An 18,179-nucleotide genomic window follows, 5' to 3' on the forward strand; every position below is an offset into this window, starting at 1 on the left:
GAACTTGGTCAATTGATCATGTTCTGGGTGACCGGTCAAACCGGGATGCGTACGCCAATGATCCGCGTGCATGTCAGGCCGGGTGTGTCGATGATCTTTCCTGCGGTTGTCCCGTGCTGGTTTGAAGCGTTGTCGCTGGCATACACGTGTGGGCGTCTTTTTGCTTCGTAGTCACATGACCAAGTCTAATGATCTGGTCGTGCGGCGTTACGGATATTTTCAATAACTGGTCATCGGAGGGATCTCATGACTAAGAAACAAACAGATTCGTGTTCGCCTGAGCACGTAGATGTACTGATCATTGGGGCCGGGATCTCGGGGCTCGATGCCGCTTGTCATCTCCGCATGAACTTGCCGGGCCGCTCGTTCGCCATCCTCGAAGCCATGGATGGATTCGGTGGCACGTGGTGGACCCATCGCTACCCCGGCGCGCGTTCCGACAGCGACCTGTACACGTATGCGTTCGGATTTCGCCCGTGGCAGGGCCGCTCGATTGCAACGGCGGAGGAGATCCACAGCTATCTGGGCGATGTCATCAAGGAATATGACCTCGGTTCGAAGATCCGCTATGGGCATCGTGTTCAAACGGTGAGCTGGTCGAGCGAACAGAAACGCTGGACGGTCGAGGTATCGCGCAACGATACGGGCGAGCGCTTCTCGATCACCACCGACTTCCTGTGGCTGGGGGCGGGGTACTACGACCATCGCCAGGGCTTTACGCCCAAATGGAACGGGTTCGATCGCTACAAGGGAACGGTCGTCCATCCGCAGCACTGGCCCGAAGATCTCGACTATGCCGGAAAGCGGGTGGTCGTGATCGGCTCGGGCGCGACCGCGGCGACGCTGATTCCGGCGATGGCCGGAACCGCGGCGCACGTGACGATGCTCCAACGGTCGCCGACGTTCTTCACGGCGGTGCCCTGGACCCACCAGCTGGACGCGACGCTTCGCGAACTGAGCCTTCCCGAAGAATGGCGATCGGAGATTCTGCGGCGTGCGCACCTGAAGCAGACGTTCGACCTGATCAATCTGTCCGCAGCGAACCCGGACGCCGTTCGCGACTGGCTGATCAACGAGACCCGGCAACAGCTGCCGGAAGGGTTTGACGTCGACAAGCACTTCAATCCCGGCTATCGCCCGTGGCAGCAGCGCGTGGCGGCAGTGCCCGAGGGCGACCTGTTCACGGCCATCCGGGACGGGAAAGCCTCCGTCGTGACGGACACCATCGAATCGTTCGACGAAAGCGGCATTACGCTGGCGTCGGGCGAGCACCTGCAGGCGGACATCGTCGTCACGGCGACCGGCTTCGACATGAGCGCTTTCGGCCAGATCGCCTTCCAGGTCGATGGAGATACCGTCGACATGACCAAGCGGGTCTCGTATCGAGGAATGATGATCGAGGGTATCCCGAACATGGCGTTCATCTACGGCTACTACCGGTCGAGCTGGACGCTACGCGCCGATCTCGTCTGCGAATTCACCTGCCGCGTCCTGGCGCATATGGACAAGGTGGGGGCGAAGACGGTGGAACCGCGCCTGCGCGCCGAGGACGCCGACATGCAGCGGCTGCCGTGGACGGACCCGAACAACTTCAATGCGGGGTACGTGATGCGCTCGCAACACCAGATGCACTCGCGTGGCGATCGCATGCCGTGGCAGCACCACTTCGAGTACGAGGAGGAGCGCCAGACCATTCCGGAATTGAGCCCGGATTCCGAAGTCCTCGTGTATCGCTGATCTCCGAGCAACGTTCGATTAAAGGTGATGTTATGGCACTCGATTTGCACCTCGCTGGTTTTCTCGAATCCTTTGCCGGGTCCGGCGCGAAACCGCTGCCGCAGTCGACCCCGGAAGAGGCGCGCGGATTGATGCAGCACCTGGCACGCGCCGTTCGCGCACCGGAGGCCGTTGTCGACATTCACGGCGTGGAAGACTTGACCGTTCCCGGCGCGGCTGGACCGCTGCGGGCGCGGCTCTATCGTCCGACCCAGGAGCGTCATCTGCCGACGGTCGTCTATCTCCACGGCGGCGGGTTTGTGATCGGCGATCTGGATACCCACGACAACATTTGTCGAGAGCTGGCTCGTGGCGCGAACGCGGTCGTTGTTTCGGTGGATTACCGGCTGGCTCCCGAGCATCCGTATCCGGCCGCGGCGGACGATGCGATTGCCGCGACCAAATGGGTGATCGCGAACGCGGGTGAACTGGGCGGAAGCGACGTCGTGGCGGTGGCCGGAGATAGCGCTGGCGGCAATCTTGCGGCCGTCGTGACCCAGCAACTGCACGCCGACGGAATTTCGCTTTCCGCCCAGTTCCTGATCTACCCCGCAGTCGCACAGGACCGCGCCGGCTTTCCTTCCTTCAAGGAAAACGGCGAGGGCTACCTGCTCGATCTCGAGACGATCGCCTGGTTTGACCGACATTACGTGCTCGACGGTACCGACAGGGAGGATGCGCGACTCGCCCCGATCCGTGCGAAGGACCTTGCCGGGTTGCCGCCCGCGGTCATCCTGACCGCCGAATTCGATCCGCTGCGCGACGAGGGCGAAGCCTATGGCCGCTCGCTCCACGCGAGCGGCGTCAAGGTCGACACGATCAGGTGCGATGGAATGATTCACGGGTTCTTCGACATGGGGGCGATCTCCCCGGGCGCCCAGGCGTGGATCGAGAAGGGCATCGCGAGCTTTCGAAAGGTACTCGGCGGCGCGCAGCACCATTGATACGTTGGCGGAAGCGAGTTGATTTCGCTTTTCGCCATTTCGTGGCCGCACGCGGTTCGATGGATGACCTCCAACGCTGCCGGCGCGGCCACGCAGTGCTGATGCATGACGGAATGAAGCCGATTGCGCAACGGTTCGGTGAGGCCGCGACGTGAGTGGTGGAGTCAATGCATCAGGTAGTTGCTTGTGACGCGTTCAAGCATCTATCCAGGACACAGACCCGTGAAGAACTCATTCGATTATCTTGTTGTAGGCGGCGGCTCGGCAGGCAGCGTGCTGGCTTCGCGTTTGACCGAAGACCCTGATGTGACGCTGTGCCTCTTCGAAGCCGGCGGCACCGGCGATGGATGGCCCATCAACGTTCCGGCCGCCCTGGTGCTGATGGTCCCGTCCCGGCTGAACAACTGGGCGTTCGAGACGGTGCCCCAAAAGGGGCTGCTGGGACGACGCGGCTACCAGCCGCGTGGCAAGGCGTTGGGTGGATCGTCGGCGATCAATGCGATGGTGTACACGCGTGGCCATCATGCCGACTACGACGACTGGGCCGCGCTTGGCAACGAAGGCTGGGCCTGGAACGACGTTTTCCCCTATTTCAAGCGAAGCGAGCATAACGAGCGGCTTGGCAATGAATGGCACGGGCGCGGCGGCCCGCTGTGGGTCAGCGATCTGAGGACCGGTAATCCATTTCAGGGCCGTTGGCTGGAGGCCGCACGTCAGTGCGGCCTGCCCGTCACGGACGATTTCAACGGTGCGGAGCAGGAAGGCGTCGGCATCTACCAGGTGACCCAGAGGAATGGCGAGCGCTGGAGTGCGGCACGTGCGTATCTCTTTCCGCATCTGAAGGTTCGCGACAATCTGACGGTGGAGACCGGTGTGCAGGTCAGACGCATCGTGTTCGACGGCAACAGGGCCGTTGGCGTCGAGGTCTCGCGTGGGGGGAATGTCGAGACGGTCTGGGCAAAGAAAGAGGTGATCCTTTCCGCGGGAGCGTTTCAATCGCCTCAGTTGCTGATGTTGTCCGGCGTCGGGCCGAAGGACGAACTTCAGCGTCATGGGATCGAGGTCGTAGCCGATCTCCCGGGCGTGGGGGAGAACTTGCAGGATCACCCGGACTTCGTCGTCAGCTACAAGACGAATAGCCTGGACGCGCTAGGTGTATCGGTACGCGGCGGGATCAAGACGCTGCGCGACATCAGGCAATACCGGGCGTCGCGGCAGGGCACGATGACGACCAACTTTGCTGAAGGCGGCGCCTTCCTGAAGACGCGTCCCGATCTGGAGCGACCGGATGTTCAGATGCACTTTGTCGTGGGTCCCGTCAGCGATCATGGAAGGAAGGTGCAGCTCGGACATGGTATTTCCTGTCACGTGTGCCTGTTGAGGCCGAAAAGCCGTGGATCGGTCAAGTTGCGAAGCGCCGATCCGCTGGACGCGCCGTTGATCGACCCGGCATTCCTCGAGCACGCGGACGATCTCGATGTCCTGGTCGACGGATACAAGCTGACTCGGCGGTTGATGGCGGCGCCGGCGATGTCCGAGTTCGTGACGGAGGATCTGTTCGAGTCCCGGTCGCGATCGGACGAAGACATTCGTGCGCTGCTGCGCGAGCGGACCGACACCGTGTACCACCCGGTAGGAACGTGTCGCATGGGGAGCGACGCGCTCGCTGTCGTTGATTCCCAGCTGCGCGTACGGGGAACGGAAGGCTTGCGTGTGGTGGATGCCTCCATCATGCCGACGCTGGTGGGTGCAAACACGAACGCGCCGACGATCATGATCGGGGAGAAAGCCTCTGACCTGATTCGGAGGATCTCCAGATTCCCGTCCGCGATGTCGGCGTGAAAATCGGCATCGTGGTTTAACGGGCCGCTTCACGTGCTGGCCTTCGTCAGCATAGGCGCCTCAACCGTACCCGGACGTTGCGCGCGCGATATGCGCGGCGACGTCCGCTGCCGGAAGCCTGGGGCCAGCTGGCCGGTTGAGGCAAAACCGGACGCTCCCCGGGCATCGCGAGCTTTTTGGCGTCGGGCGCTCGAGCGGTGAGGTCGGGTGATGCAGCCAACCGCCGATCACGAACGCACCTTTGCTCTTTGGCGGGCAGGGCAGGCACGAGGCAGGCGATGTCGTCGCCTGCGGCCGGGCTGCCGGGTGGCGACCTGTATGCGCCAACCACCGGATGAAGGCCGGTGCGTGCCTTGCCGCGATGAGCCGCAGCTACCAGCGAAGCAATCGGCCGATCGATCCCGCTCGGCGTCCGGCCTGGTCCGGGTGCAGGAAATATTCTTCCCCAGCTTCTATCCCGATGGCTTCGGCGTGCGCCATGCCGAACGCCGCTTTCAACTCGTCGAGTCGTGCCAGTTCGTGCCGGTGAACCTGGACCCCGTCCGGCGTCGAACGCTGTCCGGAAGGTGTTCACGCGCACGAAAGGCGACGACTCGGAAATTCAATCATGCACTCGCTCATACTCATCGCGGATGACGCACCGGACATGTCGTCAACGCTCGATACCTGCCTGACTCGCAACGGGTTTCGAACGTTTCAGACCAACACCTCCCAGGCCGTGCTTGCCACGCACCTGCACCTGAAGCCGGATCTGGTCATTCTCGACGTCCGTGAACTCCGTGCGGATACCCTGGAAATGCTGGCCAGGCTGCGACGACAGAGCGATACCCCCATCGTTGTCATTTCGGAGTGTGATCTGGACAGGGAGCGGTTGCGCGCACTGCACGCCGGCGCTGACGACTACATCGTCAGGCCATTCAACCCGGACGTGGTCGTCGCGCGATTGCTCACGATGCTTCGCCGCTCCGGTGCGCTCGCTCCTGAACGTCGTCTCCGGGTGGGAGCGCTCGAAGTCGATACGGAAAGCTATAGGGTGTGCCTGCGGACGTCCTCCGGTGAAACGCCGGTTTCCGTGACACTCGTCGAATTCCGCCTGCTGGCTCACATGGCCAGGCTGCCGAATCGTGCCTTTACGCGCATCGAATTGCTCAATGCGTGCATGGCAGACGTAAGTGCATCCCCACGCACCGTCGACAGCCACATGACCCGGCTACGGAGAAAGCTGGTGGCCGCAGGGGCGTCGGGCATCCTGGAAAGCGTGCACGGCGTCGGCTATCGCCTGAGAAAATCCGGCTGACGGGGGAAGGCGTCGCTCGTTGTCCGAATCCGCTGTTCGTCGAGTGTGCATGCGGCGGTGGCGTGCGTGCCGCAGAGAATGGTGCGCCACCAGGCGATCGTCCGCTCCGAGCCGTTGCGGCGGTTGCGCAGATACCCGACCTGATCGCTTGGCCCTGGGCCTCATGTGGGATGCGGGCGGGCGGCGCGTCCGTATGCCGCTTCTTCATCGCGTTACCCCTGGCCTCCAGGGTAGGCGAATTCGATGGCCGTTTGGCTGCACCATCCATCCCGGGTCGGGCAGGCTTCGACACAGCGAGCCGCATTTCACGATCACGGCTCGCTGCGCGAATCAAGCATCCGACAGTTACTGCGCGACGACCCCGTCGCGAGAAAAAACCAGCCACTTGTCGCCAGGCGAGGGGAGCGCCGCGGTGTACGTCGTCCCGGTCTGGGTGTGCAGGCGCTGGAACGTCTTTCCATCATCGGCGCTTTGAGCCTGCAGCCCGTCGACACCCACCGCCAATACCGTGGAGCCTCGGGACGCAAGCGCGGTAATGGAATTCTTGGTGTCGAGTGTCGCGCGTGACCAGGTCTGGCCGTTGTCCTCGCTTCGCATCAACGTGCCGCGCAGCCCGCCGACCAGCAGCACGCCATTGGGCAGCGCCACGCCGCACCAGAACGACCCCTTGTAACCGGTGTCCACGCTCTCCCAGGTGTTGCCCTTATCCTTGGAGATAAAGAGTTGCCCCTTCTCGGCCGTAGCAAAGATCTCGCCATTGCTGTTCGAAAAAAGACCGAACAGATTCAGGTCGGACTTCTTGCCGTTCGGGAGAACGGCTTCCTTTTTTGTCCAGGTCTTGCCGCCGTCATCGGTGACGAGGATGAGCGACCAGAGTCCGACGGCCACGCCGTGGTTGGCATCGATGAAGTGAACGCCGAACAGCGGGCGATCCTCGGTCGTCGCGAGACGCTGAACCTCCCACGTCTCGCCGCCGTCGGTCGTCTTCAGGATCGCGCCCCAGTGGCCGACTGCCCACCCTGTCCTGGCGTCGATGAAACTGACGGACGTCAGCGTCGAGCTCACGGGCACGGCCTTGGCCTGGCGGTACGTCGGGCCGCGGTTATCGGACAGCAGGATGATGCCGTTCGCGCCGACACTCACCACCCGCTGGCCTGCCCACGTTGCATCCAGCACGGGCGACTGGGTCGCAATGCTGGACTGGACGGCCGGAACGGGCCTGAGTTCCGATGCGGATACGCCGCCCATCAGCGCGCCAAAGACGACGATACCGGCCGACATGGAGAGAACCTTACGATATAGGGTCATGGAATCCTCTTCTTCTTCAATGTGCGAGCAGGCCGGGTGCGCGCGCGGGCCGGCGCCGCGGGAAGATGCGCTCGAGCCAGACGGCGAAGGCGGGCAGAACCGTCATGGCCATGACCATGTTGACGATGAACATGAACGCCAGGAGCTTGCCCATATCCGCCTGGAACTTGAGCTCGGAGAACGACCAGGTGGCGACGCCGATCGCGAGCGTGATCGCCGTGAAGATGGTGGCCGTCCCGATCTCGAGGATCGATTGTTCGAGCGCCTTGACGATGCCGACGCCGTTGGCGAGATGCAACTGCAGGCGGTTGTAGATATAGAACGCATAGTCGACGCCGATGCCCACCGCCAGCACCATCACGGGCAGCGTGGCGACGGTCAGGCCGATCTGCAACTCCTTCATGAACCAATAGCCGATGAACGTGCCGATCGTCAGCGGCAGGCAGCATGCAAGGACAGCACGCAGGTCACGGTACGTGACGAGGACGAGCAGGACGATCGTCGTATAGACGTAAAGCATCATCGGCAATTCGCTGCGCTCGATTTCGTCGTTGACCGCGGCCAGCACGCCGGCGTTTCCGGAGGCGAGCCGGATCTTCACGCCCGGCAGCTTGTTCGTATCGCGGAATTGCTTCGCTGCGTTGATCACCTGGGTGATCGTGGTCGCCTTGTGGTCTGCCAGATAGATGTTCACCGCGGTCATGCTGCAGTCCTTGCGCATGACGCCGGGCGTGCGGGCCACCTCGCCGGCCAGCGATGAATAGTTGTCGGGGTCGATGGGGATCGCCGACATCTTCGGATTGCCTTCGTTGTACCCCTCGTTGTATTGCCGCAGCAACGACGAAAACGAGACGACCGACAATACGCCGGGAACGGCACGCATCGACCAGACGAAGCGATCCTGATAGGCGCCGACTTCCACGTTGTTGCAAGACTGGGGCGGCGCTTCGAAGACGATGGAAATCCAGTCCAGGCCGACGTCGTAGCTCGACGCAATGGAAACCGAATCCTTGTTGAACCGGGCGTCGGCGCGAAGCTCGGGCGCGCCGGCCTGCAGCGTGCCGACCACGCGATCCCGGCTTTCCCAGGCCGCCACGCAGAACACCACGACGGCCGCCAGCAGGATGATCGCTGCATTGCGCGGAACGGCGACTTTTGCGAGAACCCGGAGCACGCGGCCACGACGAGCGGCATGCAGCTCCGCATTCTTTGCATAGTTGCCGTCGACCTTGAGCATCGACGCTGCCAGCGGGAGCATCACCAGATTCGTGACGATCTTGTACGCCACGCCGAGCGAAGCGGTGATCGCGAGCTCGCGAACCATCGGGATCGGAATCAGGATCAGCGTGACGAAGGAGACGAAAGCGGTCACCAGGGCGAGCGTGCCGGGAATCAGCAGCCCGCTGAAGCTGGACCGAGCGGCTTGCTCCACGGATTTCCCGTGGGAGATCTCGCGAACGATGAAGTTGATCTGCTGGACGCCGTGTGACACGCCGATCGCGAACACCAGGAACGGAACCAGCACACCCAATGGATCGAGCCCGTAGCCGAGGAGATGCAGCGTACCGAACTGCCAGACGAGCGAGACAAGCGAGCAGGTCAGCGGCAGGATCGTCAAGCGAATGGAGCGGCAGTACCAGTAGACGGCCAATGCGGTCAGGAGCAGGGCGATCGCGCAGAACTTCAGGACGGACGATGCGCCGTTTGCAATATCACCAATCTGTTTCGCGAAACCGATGATCTGGATCTCATAGTTCGAATCCTCGAACTTGGCTCGCAATTGCGATTCGAGCGCCTGATCCAATGCCACATAGTCGACCCGCTCGCCTTTGGCATCCAGCTCGTTGAGATCGGCGGTGACCATTGCACTGCTCTGGTCGCGCGACACGAGGCTGCCGACGAAGCCGCCCTGGGCCGTCGAGCGCGAAATCGCGCCGACGGTATTGCTGTCGAGCTGATCGGGCGTCACGGTGCCGGGAATGAGCGGGTCGGCCCGGAATCCGTCTTCGGTAATCTCGTTGACGAATGAATTCGGAGTCCAGAGCGACTGAACGCTGCTGCGAGACACGTTGGGCAGAAACGTGACCGCCTGGGTGACCTCATACAGGCGTTTCAACGCGGCCGGCGTCCAGATGCTGCCCTTGCGGGCCTTGACGACGACGATCAGGCGGTTGGCGCCGAGCAGGTCGCCGCGATACTCGTTGAACGTCTGCGTGTATTCGTGGCCAAGCGGAAGCTGCTTCTCGAACCCGGCGTCCATGCGCAGCTTGACGGCGAAGCAGGCCATGGCGACCGTGAAGAGAACCAGAAGCCCCAGAACGAGACGCCTGTGACCGAACAGCGTATTTTCCAGCGAATGAAGAATTCTTAGCAGCTTGCTGGGCCGGGCTGCGTCGGAAACAGGCGTTTGATTCATATTGACCTCAGAAATTGCGAGATGCGACGATTGCCACGAAGTCTCGATCACGTAGCGGGTTGGCCAGCGGGTTGGTCGGGCCCATGAAGCGGGTGTAGTTCAACGCGACCTGCCAGTTCGCCGGGTTCTGTATGAAATTCACATACAGGTTCATCGCCGTCACGCCGCGCATGAACTGGGCATTCACGTTCGGCGTATTGCCGAACAGGCCGTACCGGACGTATATCCCCGGATTGACCTGCCACCCGGGAATGACCGTGCCGTCGTAGACCCAGTTGAAATCGACGTCGATCCCGCCGGAGTATTTCGTTCCCTGTGCACTACCCGGCGAGTTGAGCGCACCGGTCGCGAACAAGTCATTGAACTCATTCCCCCACAGAAGCGCACCAGGAGAAATCGGCGACCCGCCATAGCTCTTGTGAAGCCCGGGATAAGCAATGATCACCGTCTCGGTCGTCAGGGTGGCGGTCTGCGCGCCGAGCAGCTTGAGGAACGCGCCGGAATTGCCCGGCTGGAGCGAGTAGAGGGTAGTCAGGTGCCACTGGAATCGCTTCTCGTCGACCCAGCAGTTTCCCCCTTGCGCGACGCATCCACTGGCCGGGTTCAGGGGAACGGCATCTCGCGGACGGTACGAGAGCTCGGTGCCGATCGCCCAGTCGCCAACCGGGAAGTTAGCGCTGACACCGATCATGTGACGGTCTTCCGGAAATCTGAAGACCGTCCCACCCGTCGAGCTCAGCGAGACTTGCGGGAACTTGTCGTGGTACGCGATCGTGTAGAAACCGAGATTCAGGTCCGTTCCCGCCGGCTGGTAGCGAATGGAAAAGCCGTACTGCCCGCCGTTTTTCGGATGGACGGTCGCGACGCCATACGCATTGTTGCCGGGCCCTACGATCTGATTCGACCAATAGCTGCCAACCGGGGGAAGGTAATTCTGGTTCCAGTTGCTCTGGATGTACCCTTCGACGTTCACGCCGTGACCCACACCGGACGCGACACTCAGGATCGGGGCAGGCAGGATGAATTCCTTGACCTGCGCGCCCGGTTGCGATGCGCGATTCACGTCGATCGCATTCGTCGCATTGATCCCCCCGACTTCCCAGATACTTTCGCCCCAGCTGACGACCTGGTTACCCACGCGGATGCGCGTAATCTGATCGCCTACGTTGAACTGCTTGCTGACCCACAGGTCAAGCAAGCGCGGCTTGAAGCGGATGTTCTTCTCGGCGTCGGACGAGAGCCCGCCGTTCAGGCTGGGCGGTGGGTTATAGAAAAGGTTCTGCCCGCTGGTTGCACCGGTGGTGTGGGTGCCGGAGTAGTCGTATTGCCAGGTGCCACGTGCCATGAACGTGAGCCCCTGCGACGGCATCTTCAGAAGCAGCTCGTGGCTGCCCTTGAGATAGCTCGTGAACGGATCTCCCTTGCCGTAGTTGATGTCGCCCTGATCGGAGAGGCCACTCAATTGACCGAGTCGACCGCCACCGGTCTGCGCACCGGTGGCCTGGTTGTAGGTCGGCGATACGAGGTTGCTGCTTGGCGAGGCGGTTCGAATACCGACGCCCGCCGACACCGTGGAGTCGAAACTACCTTCGACATTCCCGATCGTGAACGTGAAGGCGTGCGCGCTGCCGCACCCGAGGGCGACAAACGCCGAGATCGCCGCGCGCACGAAGATCACGCTGGATCGGGGCTGTAATGAGGAGGGGGTAGCCATTTTGTTTCGGCCCCTGTCAACGCTCGCTCAACGCACGGAGATTATCGGCGTTGTAGAAGCTCGGCTTGTAGTGTTGGTCCGCCGACGAGTCGACCGACCACTTCGCGTCCCGTCCGGCCGCGAGCATCGAACCGTCCACGAGGTATCGGCCATCGACGAGGTTGTACTGAGCGAATGCGAGCGTGTCGCAGCTCCCCGTCTCATACACCGGAATGACGTAGCCCTCGCGGACCTTCGAGATGTTGCCCTGCGCGTCGTAGTCCACCGCGCCGAGGTAGTTCCAGCTGTCTTCGTCGACGTAGAAGAGGCGCTTGGGAGCGGTATGGCGCATCCCCTGCTTGACGGTGGCTTCCACGACCCACACGCGGTGGAGTTCGTAGCGACGCTTCGACGGGTTGACGAAGTCGGGGCCATACGCATCTTCAAATTTGTCCGAGAAGTCGTACATGCCCAGGTCGTTATACGTCACGATCATTTCCTTCTTGCCGAGCAGCTTCCAGGAGAATCGGTCCGTCTGTCCGGAGAAGACCAGCGCTTCATCCATGTTGTACTGGTTGTCGAAGCCGATCTGGGGCGCGTCGTACGCATACGACGGCATGCGACGGGTGCGGCGCTGCCCCGGGAAGTAGTAGAAGACTTCGGTCGGCTTGCCGGCGTAGGTCGTAAAGATCGCGGCCTGGCCGGCAATGGCCGCCGGGGACTTGTACGCGTAGTAGGCGTTTCCTTCGACCTGATTGACCTTCGCGAACGTCGTGCCGGCCTTGTCACCCCACGGCTGGTAGATCCACGCGTCGGAAACGTTCTTGATCCAGTCGGACGCGCCCTTTCGCGGAGAGACGACGGTGATGATGTCGCGCATTTCGACACCGGCGCCGCGGTAGTGCAGCTTCGCGTTCCACATCACTTCCGCGCCGGTCTTGGGCGCAGGGAAGGGGTAGCCGGGCAGGTGAGCATCGGCGAGTTCCGACCCGTCCGCGTTCATCTTGGCGAAGCCCACGTTGTTCTTCGTGTTCTCCGCGACGAAATCGGGAGCGCCGCACGTGCGCCGGGACGGATAGACCGGCATCGAGAAGCCCTTCAGGTTCTTCAACAGCGCGATCTGGCCCGGGTTGAGCTTGTCCGCGTACTTGTCGACATTGCTGGCATCGATCGTGTACAGGGGCTTGTCGGACTTGTATTTGAAGAAATCCGCGCGGCGCTTGCCGTAACTCCAGCCCGCCCCGACGTTACCTACGGGCGTCCATGCGGGAATGCCGCTCGCGGTGCCGGCGACTTCGGCACCCGACGGCGAATGAGCCGAATCCGTACCTTCCGCCAGCGCACCGGTCAAAGACATCGCGACTGCGGAAGCGATGACGGACAATTTCGCTGCCGATCGGATGAGCGAAGCAGATTTCTTGAAAGCATGAGTCTTGACCACGGCTATCTCCTTGACCTTGACCAGGTGACGTGCGCCCGCCAAAGGGTTATGCATAGATGAATGCGGATGAACGGTTTGGAAGTTCTGTCCGTTTGTTAGCTATGCGAAATGAATGAAGGTGCGTTTTTCTTTGTTTTCGTGAATCGGCGAACTCCAGGTCATCGTTGTCACGCTGGAGTTCGTATTGCCCGGCACCCTGTTGGCGTGCCGGACGGTTTGTTACTGCGTGCAGCTATTGGGCGCCCACCAGGGCCGGATGCGGCCGGTTCGACCGGATCGGCTTCGTACGCGCCACTTGTGAACGGCTTCTGGCTTCCGGCTTATGCCGGGACCGACGAGAAGTATTCAGCCGGTTGAGCGTGCCATCCTGCCCAGCGCTTCTCCCAGTAGAGGTTGTGAATCTTCTCGGAGATCGGGCCGGGGCCGTTGCGGTTGCCGAGCGGCTGATCGTCGATTGCGCTGACGGGCATGATCCCGCCTGCCGACGACGAGGTGAATGCTTCGTCAGCCTCGCGCAGCTGGGTCGCGGTGTACTTGCCGATGTTCACCTTGAGGCCGAGCTCGGCGGCGATGTCGAAGACGCTCTGGCGCGTGATGCCCAGCAGGCAGCCTTCGGCCGGGGTATAGAGTTCCTCGTTCTTGATGAAAAACACGTTCGCACCGGCTGCTTCGGTGAGGTTGTCGCTTTCGTCGACGAGAACCGCCCAGTCCTTCTCCTGGGTCATCGCTTCGAACAGCGCGAGCTTCATGTCCATCCAGTGGAAGTTCTTGGCCGTGGGATCGACCGCCTTCGCGGAAATGCGGTTGTACAGCTTGCTGATCAGCAGGTTCGAGCCTCGCGTGCGGACCTCGTCGTCGGCCTGGAAGAAGAACGGCACGGCAAACGCGAACATGGCGTTCTTCATCGCGCCGCGGTCGCGGCGATCGACGCTCAGCGGGCCGCGGGTGACGCACCACCAGACGTACGCGTCCTTCAGACCGGCGTTGCGTACGAGGTTGTGGAGAATCTCCTTGACCTGCTCGCGATTGAACGGATTCTCGAGGAAGAACTTCGCCGACGATTCTTCCATGCGCGTGAGGTGATCATCGAGCCGGAAGAAGTTGCCCCGCGAGACGGTGACGACATCGTAGGCCGCGTCGGCGTGAAGGAATCCCGCGTCGACGAGCGGGACGGTCGCTTCGGTGATGGGGACGTAGTTGCCGTCACAGAAGGCACTGCCATCTTCGTAGCGGGGTTCATGCGGAGCGCGAGCATGCAGCGGGTTCTCGTGCATGATCTGCTGGACTTGAATGATTGCCATGGTAATTACCTTTCGCTCCCGAGGGAGAGTTGTCGTTCGGTGTTGACGTCAAAAGCGACCGGATCGCGGTGCGCTTCTTTGCGGATTGCTTACTTCCTGGCTATCCGGCGTGAAGTCTTCCATATGACTTGATCAAATGACCGTGTAGTAGAAAGTATTGCTCGAAAAATTCCTTGTCGATGAAGGTTAACCCTCTGTGATGCCTGGCTGGATACGTGAGCGGCGAGCAGACCTATGTCTGCTGGCCGTGATGGTCGGATGTCCTTCCGGCAGACCAAACCGATCCGCCTGAGAAAAGTAGCTTCGGCGTGTTGCGAGCTTCGCCGGAAGTCGTCTCGTGGTCTCGTCTCCATCATCATCGGGTCAAGCCCGCTGCAGATCTTTTGCGGCGACATGACTGTTCGTTCCGTGAAGGGTCTTACTTCGGCGTGCCGGTGGCAATACTGATTATTACCGAGTCATGTGACTTGGCCAAATGATCAAAAAAGACGATAGTATGGATCTTCCCGGGCGATCCAGAAGGCTGAAGACTCGCCCTCGATACCAACTGACATGGAGCGAGCAGATGCCGATTTTCGAAGCAGACCATCTCCGCAAGGCGTTCATAGGCGGCCGTTGGGTAGCGCCTGCGAACGGTGGCGTGGAGCACGACATCATCAACCCGGCGACGGGCGAAGTCTCCGGCGTGTTGCTGTTCTCTGACGAAGCCGATGTGAACCTGGCCGCGGAGGCGGCGCGCAACGCCTTCGCAGGATTCTCGAATACGCCCCTCGTTGAGCGGCTCAAGCTGCTCGAGCGCGTGATCGGTGCATACACCGAGCGGTTGCAGGATATGGCGGACGCCATCACGCTCGAGATGGGCGCACCGATGGACGCCATCTCTCGCCCGCTTCAGGCGGCGCTGGGGCTCTGGCACCTCCATACGACCCTGGAAGTTGCGAAGCAGTATCCGTTTGAACGAACCCAGGGCACGTCGCGGATCGTGAAGGAGCCGGTGGGGGTGTGCGGGTTGATTACGCCCTGGAACTGGCCAATGAACCAGGTCATGTGCAAGGTGGCGCCGGCGCTGGTGGCGGGTTGCACGATCGTGTTGAAGCCCAGTCAGAATGCACCGTACTCGGCCATTGTTCTCGCCGAGATCCTTGAGAAAGCCGGCGTACCGCCCGGCGTATTCAATCTGATGCAGGGCTCCGGGCAGCGCCTGGGCAGGGCCATTGCGTCCAGCCCGCTCTTTGACATGGTGTCGCTGACGGGTTCGACGAGCGCTGGCGTGGAGGTCGCTCAGGCCGCTGCGACGACGATCAAGCGGGTGACGCTGGAGCTGGGCGGCAAGTCGGCGAACATCATTCTGGATAGCGAGAACTTTCAGCGGGGCGTCACGCACGGGGTGCTCCAGATGATGGCCAATTCCGGCCAGACCTGCACCGCGCCATCGCGCATGCTGGTGCCGGCGCATCGGCTCGAAGAGGCGGAGCAGATCGCGGTCGCTGCATGCGGGCAGGTCGTCGTCGGTGATCCGCGCGATCCCGGTACGACCATGGGGCCGATGGCGAACCAGCGCCAGCATCAAAAGGTGCAGGAGATGATCCGGGTGGGAATCGACGAGGGCGCGATGCTTCTATCGGGTGGGCTCGGCAATCCCTCCGGGCTTGAGCGAGGCTACTACGTCAAGCCGACGGTGTTCAGCCGCGTGAACAATCGCATGAAGATTGCAACCGAGGAGATTTTCGGCCCCGTATTGGTGATCATCCCCTATCGGGATGAATCGGACGCCGTCACCATCGCCAACGACTCGCCGTACGGATTGTCCGGCTACGTCTATGGAGACTCGATCGAACAGGCGGAGCGCGTCGCCAGAAAATTGCGGACGGGGATGGTGCATTTGAACGGCGCGGCTGTCGATATCGCGGCACCGTTCGGTGGGTACAAGCAATCCGGCAATGGACGAGAGTGGGGCTACGCCGGTATCGAGGAGTTCCTGGAGACGAAGTCGATGTTCGGTGCGACGTCGGGCGCCGTCAGCTAGCGGGAATCGACGACGGGCGTCCGGCGGGATGCGGACGTCCGTCTACGGCAAGGTGGCAAGGTCGAAGCGCGCGATGAGGCGGAGCGCTGACGGGTGCTGTCGGGCTGCCGGCTATGGGTGCAATGACGCGCCGTGTCGACGCTCAAGCCTGTACCGTCGAGCTCGAGAGGGAGGTGGCAAACGCCTCCAGCGCTGAACTTGCATGATCCAGGTTCGCCCTGAGCTGGCGGATATTCGTGTCCCCGTGCCAACTGTTCAGCAATCCATCGATCAGGATGATGCTCATTCTGGCGACGGATTCAATCGCGTCATGGTTGACTTGCGGCGCGCACTTGCCGAGGTAAGCGATCGTTCGCTCGATCGTCTGGACATAGGTTTTCAACGCGAAATCGGGGCGATGACGCTCTGCCCACTGGATCAGTTCAGACTGTGCTCGCGCGTACGACGGATGCTGCACGAGCCATTCGACCATCTTGCGCAGCTGCCATCCGGCGAGTTCGCCGAAAGAATGAAATTCCCTGTCAGCGGGGGCATTCGCTGCGAGAAGGTCGAACAGGGATTCGTAAACCGCATCGAACAGATCGTCCTTGGTATGGAATACATAATGCAGCGATGCCAGAGGGCAGTTTGCGGCTTCGGCGATTCGCCGCGTGGTGGCTCCGGCAACGCCGTGCGCGGCGATGACTTCGACGGCAGCGTCAACAAAATCTTGTCGCCGCAACGCAGCGCGAACTCTTGTCATTGGTAAACTCCGGTACCCGAAAATCCTCTTCCGTTCACGTCATACACAGGTGTAGTGTTTATCCGTGATACATGGTCAAGTGACCATAACGCTCGTGAATTATGTCGGCTTCTTGAAAGTTTGTCCATGAATGAGCCGGCCACGGGTGCCCTGAATATTCAGTTCGCTTGGTTGAGCTGATTTTGGAAAGTGTGATCGCTTGACTTGATCATTTGATCGGTCAACGTTAAGCAGACAAAGAAGCGCTGTCGATGGAGGTAAACCCGTGAGCGCGAGAGCGGCAACGTAAGACCGAGGGCCGCCTGCCGGGAGCGTCAGGTTTCGATGCGATTGGAAACGGGCTGCTTGGTCGCAGCCCGTGTGGATTTTCGGCGGTGCCCATCACCTCGCGTCGCACGTGCGCGGCCGGACGCGCACAACGGTTCGTGAAAGCACCTTCGAGCAGCGCTAGCGAGTAGGGCGGCGCACGGGACAAAGCTGAAAATGTCATGCGCCGCGCACCGTGCGGTCATTTTGAAGAGGCGACGTGACGCTGCCGCCGTGAGGACACCGGGGAGCCGGTGCCTCGGGGCAGGTGGCAGGAGCTTATTGCTTCCGTACCGACTTGCGAGGGGTCTTGGCGGCAGGGCGAGCGTCCAGAAGCGTCGTCGCGTAGGCGGCCAGCATCTTGCTGGCGTGGTCGACATCGGCGGCCAGACGCTTCGAATCTTCCTGGGCAAACCACGAGAAAAGCAGTCCGTCGACCAGGGCAATGCTCAGCCGCGCGATGGCATCCAGCGCCTTGGCATCCGCGCGAGGCTCGGCGGCGGCCAGCATGGAACGGGCACCTTCCTGGGATATGCGAAGGGCGCCAATGGCCATGTCGGGCTGATGTCTGAGCGCCCACGTGTACAACTCTGATTGAGTCTTCGCGTATGCCGGGTTTGCTTCGAACCAGGCCATCACGGAGCGCAGGTTGAACTCCGCCAGTTCCGACAGGGTGCCGTGCTCCGGCGCCTCCGGGCTATCCGAGCGGATCAAGTCGATCAAGGACTCGTAGACCGCGAATAACAGCTCGTCCTTTGAGTGAAAGACGTAGTGCAGGGAAGCCAGTGGGCACCCTGCGGCCTCGGCGATGCGGCGGGTCGTGGCACCCTTCACACCGTGCTCTGCAATCACCGCGACAGTCGCCGCTACGAGGTCCTGGCGGCGGACTTCAGCCCGTACTCTCTGCATTGGCCAGAGCTCCGTTTTATGTCTTCGTCCAAAGGTGCTACCCGTGCAGGGTAGTCGAATCCTCGGATATTAGCATGACGATGGACGGCATTTCGCAAGCAACGCAAGGCGTTGTCCTGCACGGATGTTGTGCCGCCATGGCGGCGCGGGAAAAGTCGTTCGCAGGGACGTGTTGCGC

12 protein-coding genes are annotated in these 18,179 nt (G+C 61.6%); 5 read left to right on the forward strand and 7 right to left on the reverse strand.

Annotated features, from left to right (window positions below; all coding sequences use genetic code 11):
* Positions 1–246 precede the first annotated feature (246 nt).
* From LGN19_RS29630 to LGN19_RS29645, 4 genes are all read left to right on the forward strand, one after another.
* A complete protein-coding gene (locus LGN19_RS29630; protein ID WP_122950381.1) occupies positions 247–1,737 on the forward strand; it encodes a flavin-containing monooxygenase in 1,491 nt (496 codons plus the stop codon).
* A gap of 32 nt (positions 1,738–1,769) precedes the next feature.
* Complete coding sequence (locus LGN19_RS29635; protein WP_175221947.1) at positions 1,770–2,720, forward strand: alpha/beta hydrolase; 951 nt, start codon at positions 1,770–1,772, stop codon at positions 2,718–2,720.
* 222 nt (positions 2,721–2,942) lie between these two features.
* Positions 2,943–4,562: a GMC family oxidoreductase gene (locus LGN19_RS29640; protein WP_226218696.1), complete on the forward strand. Its 1,620-nt coding sequence runs from the start codon at positions 2,943–2,945 to the stop codon at positions 4,560–4,562.
* 607 nt (positions 4,563–5,169) lie between these two features.
* Positions 5,170–5,859 (forward strand): response regulator transcription factor, encoded by a 690-nt coding sequence (locus LGN19_RS29645; protein ID WP_226218697.1) that lies wholly within the window; start codon positions 5,170–5,172, stop codon positions 5,857–5,859.
* A gap of 345 nt (positions 5,860–6,204) precedes the next feature.
* Here LGN19_RS29645 and LGN19_RS29650 read toward each other — a convergent pair whose 3' ends face one another.
* From LGN19_RS29650 to LGN19_RS29670, 5 genes are all read right to left on the reverse strand, one after another.
* Positions 6,205–7,167, reverse strand: a complete 963-nt coding sequence (locus LGN19_RS29650; RefSeq protein ID WP_226218699.1) for a WD40/YVTN/BNR-like repeat-containing protein — start codon at positions 7,165–7,167, stop codon at positions 6,205–6,207.
* Between the two features lie 16 nt (positions 7,168–7,183).
* Entirely contained in the window at positions 7,184–9,583 is a 2,400-nt protein-coding gene (locus LGN19_RS29655; protein ID WP_226218700.1) for an efflux RND transporter permease subunit, read from the reverse strand.
* Positions 9,584–9,590: 7 nt separating this feature from the next.
* Complete coding sequence (locus tag LGN19_RS29660; protein WP_122950386.1) at positions 9,591–11,297, reverse strand: DUF1302 domain-containing protein; 1,707 nt, start codon at positions 11,295–11,297, stop codon at positions 9,591–9,593.
* Between the two features lie 16 nt (positions 11,298–11,313).
* Positions 11,314–12,771 carry a DUF1329 domain-containing protein gene (locus LGN19_RS29665; RefSeq protein ID WP_226218701.1) on the reverse strand — a complete coding sequence of 486 codons (1,458 nt, stop codon included), beginning with the start codon at positions 12,769–12,771 and terminating at the stop codon, positions 11,314–11,316.
* Positions 12,772–13,037: 266 nt separating this feature from the next.
* Complete coding sequence (locus LGN19_RS29670) at positions 13,038–14,018, reverse strand: aminotransferase class IV (RefSeq protein WP_175221940.1); 981 nt, start codon at positions 14,016–14,018, stop codon at positions 13,038–13,040.
* A gap of 565 nt (positions 14,019–14,583) precedes the next feature.
* Here LGN19_RS29670 and LGN19_RS29675 point away from each other — a divergent pair.
* On the forward strand, positions 14,584–16,044 hold the full coding sequence (locus tag LGN19_RS29675) for an aldehyde dehydrogenase family protein (RefSeq protein WP_226218702.1): 1,461 nt from the start codon (positions 14,584–14,586) through the stop codon (positions 16,042–16,044).
* 142 nt (positions 16,045–16,186) lie between these two features.
* On the opposite strand, the gene LGN19_RS29680 is transcribed toward LGN19_RS29675, so the two are convergent.
* Both LGN19_RS29680 and LGN19_RS29685 read right to left on the reverse strand, forming a co-directional pair.
* Positions 16,187–16,786 (reverse strand): TetR/AcrR family transcriptional regulator, encoded by a 600-nt coding sequence (locus LGN19_RS29680; protein ID WP_226218703.1) that lies wholly within the window; start codon positions 16,784–16,786, stop codon positions 16,187–16,189.
* 585 nt (positions 16,787–17,371) lie between these two features.
* Positions 17,372–18,001, reverse strand: coding sequence for a TetR/AcrR family transcriptional regulator (locus tag LGN19_RS29685; protein ID WP_122950390.1), 630 nt, complete (start codon positions 17,999–18,001; stop codon positions 17,372–17,374).
* Positions 18,002–18,179: the final 178 nt, after the last annotated feature.

Origin of the sequence: Burkholderia sp. AU30198, assembly GCF_020419825.1 — a bacterium.
Classification (GTDB): Bacteria; Pseudomonadota; Gammaproteobacteria; order Burkholderiales; family Burkholderiaceae; genus Burkholderia.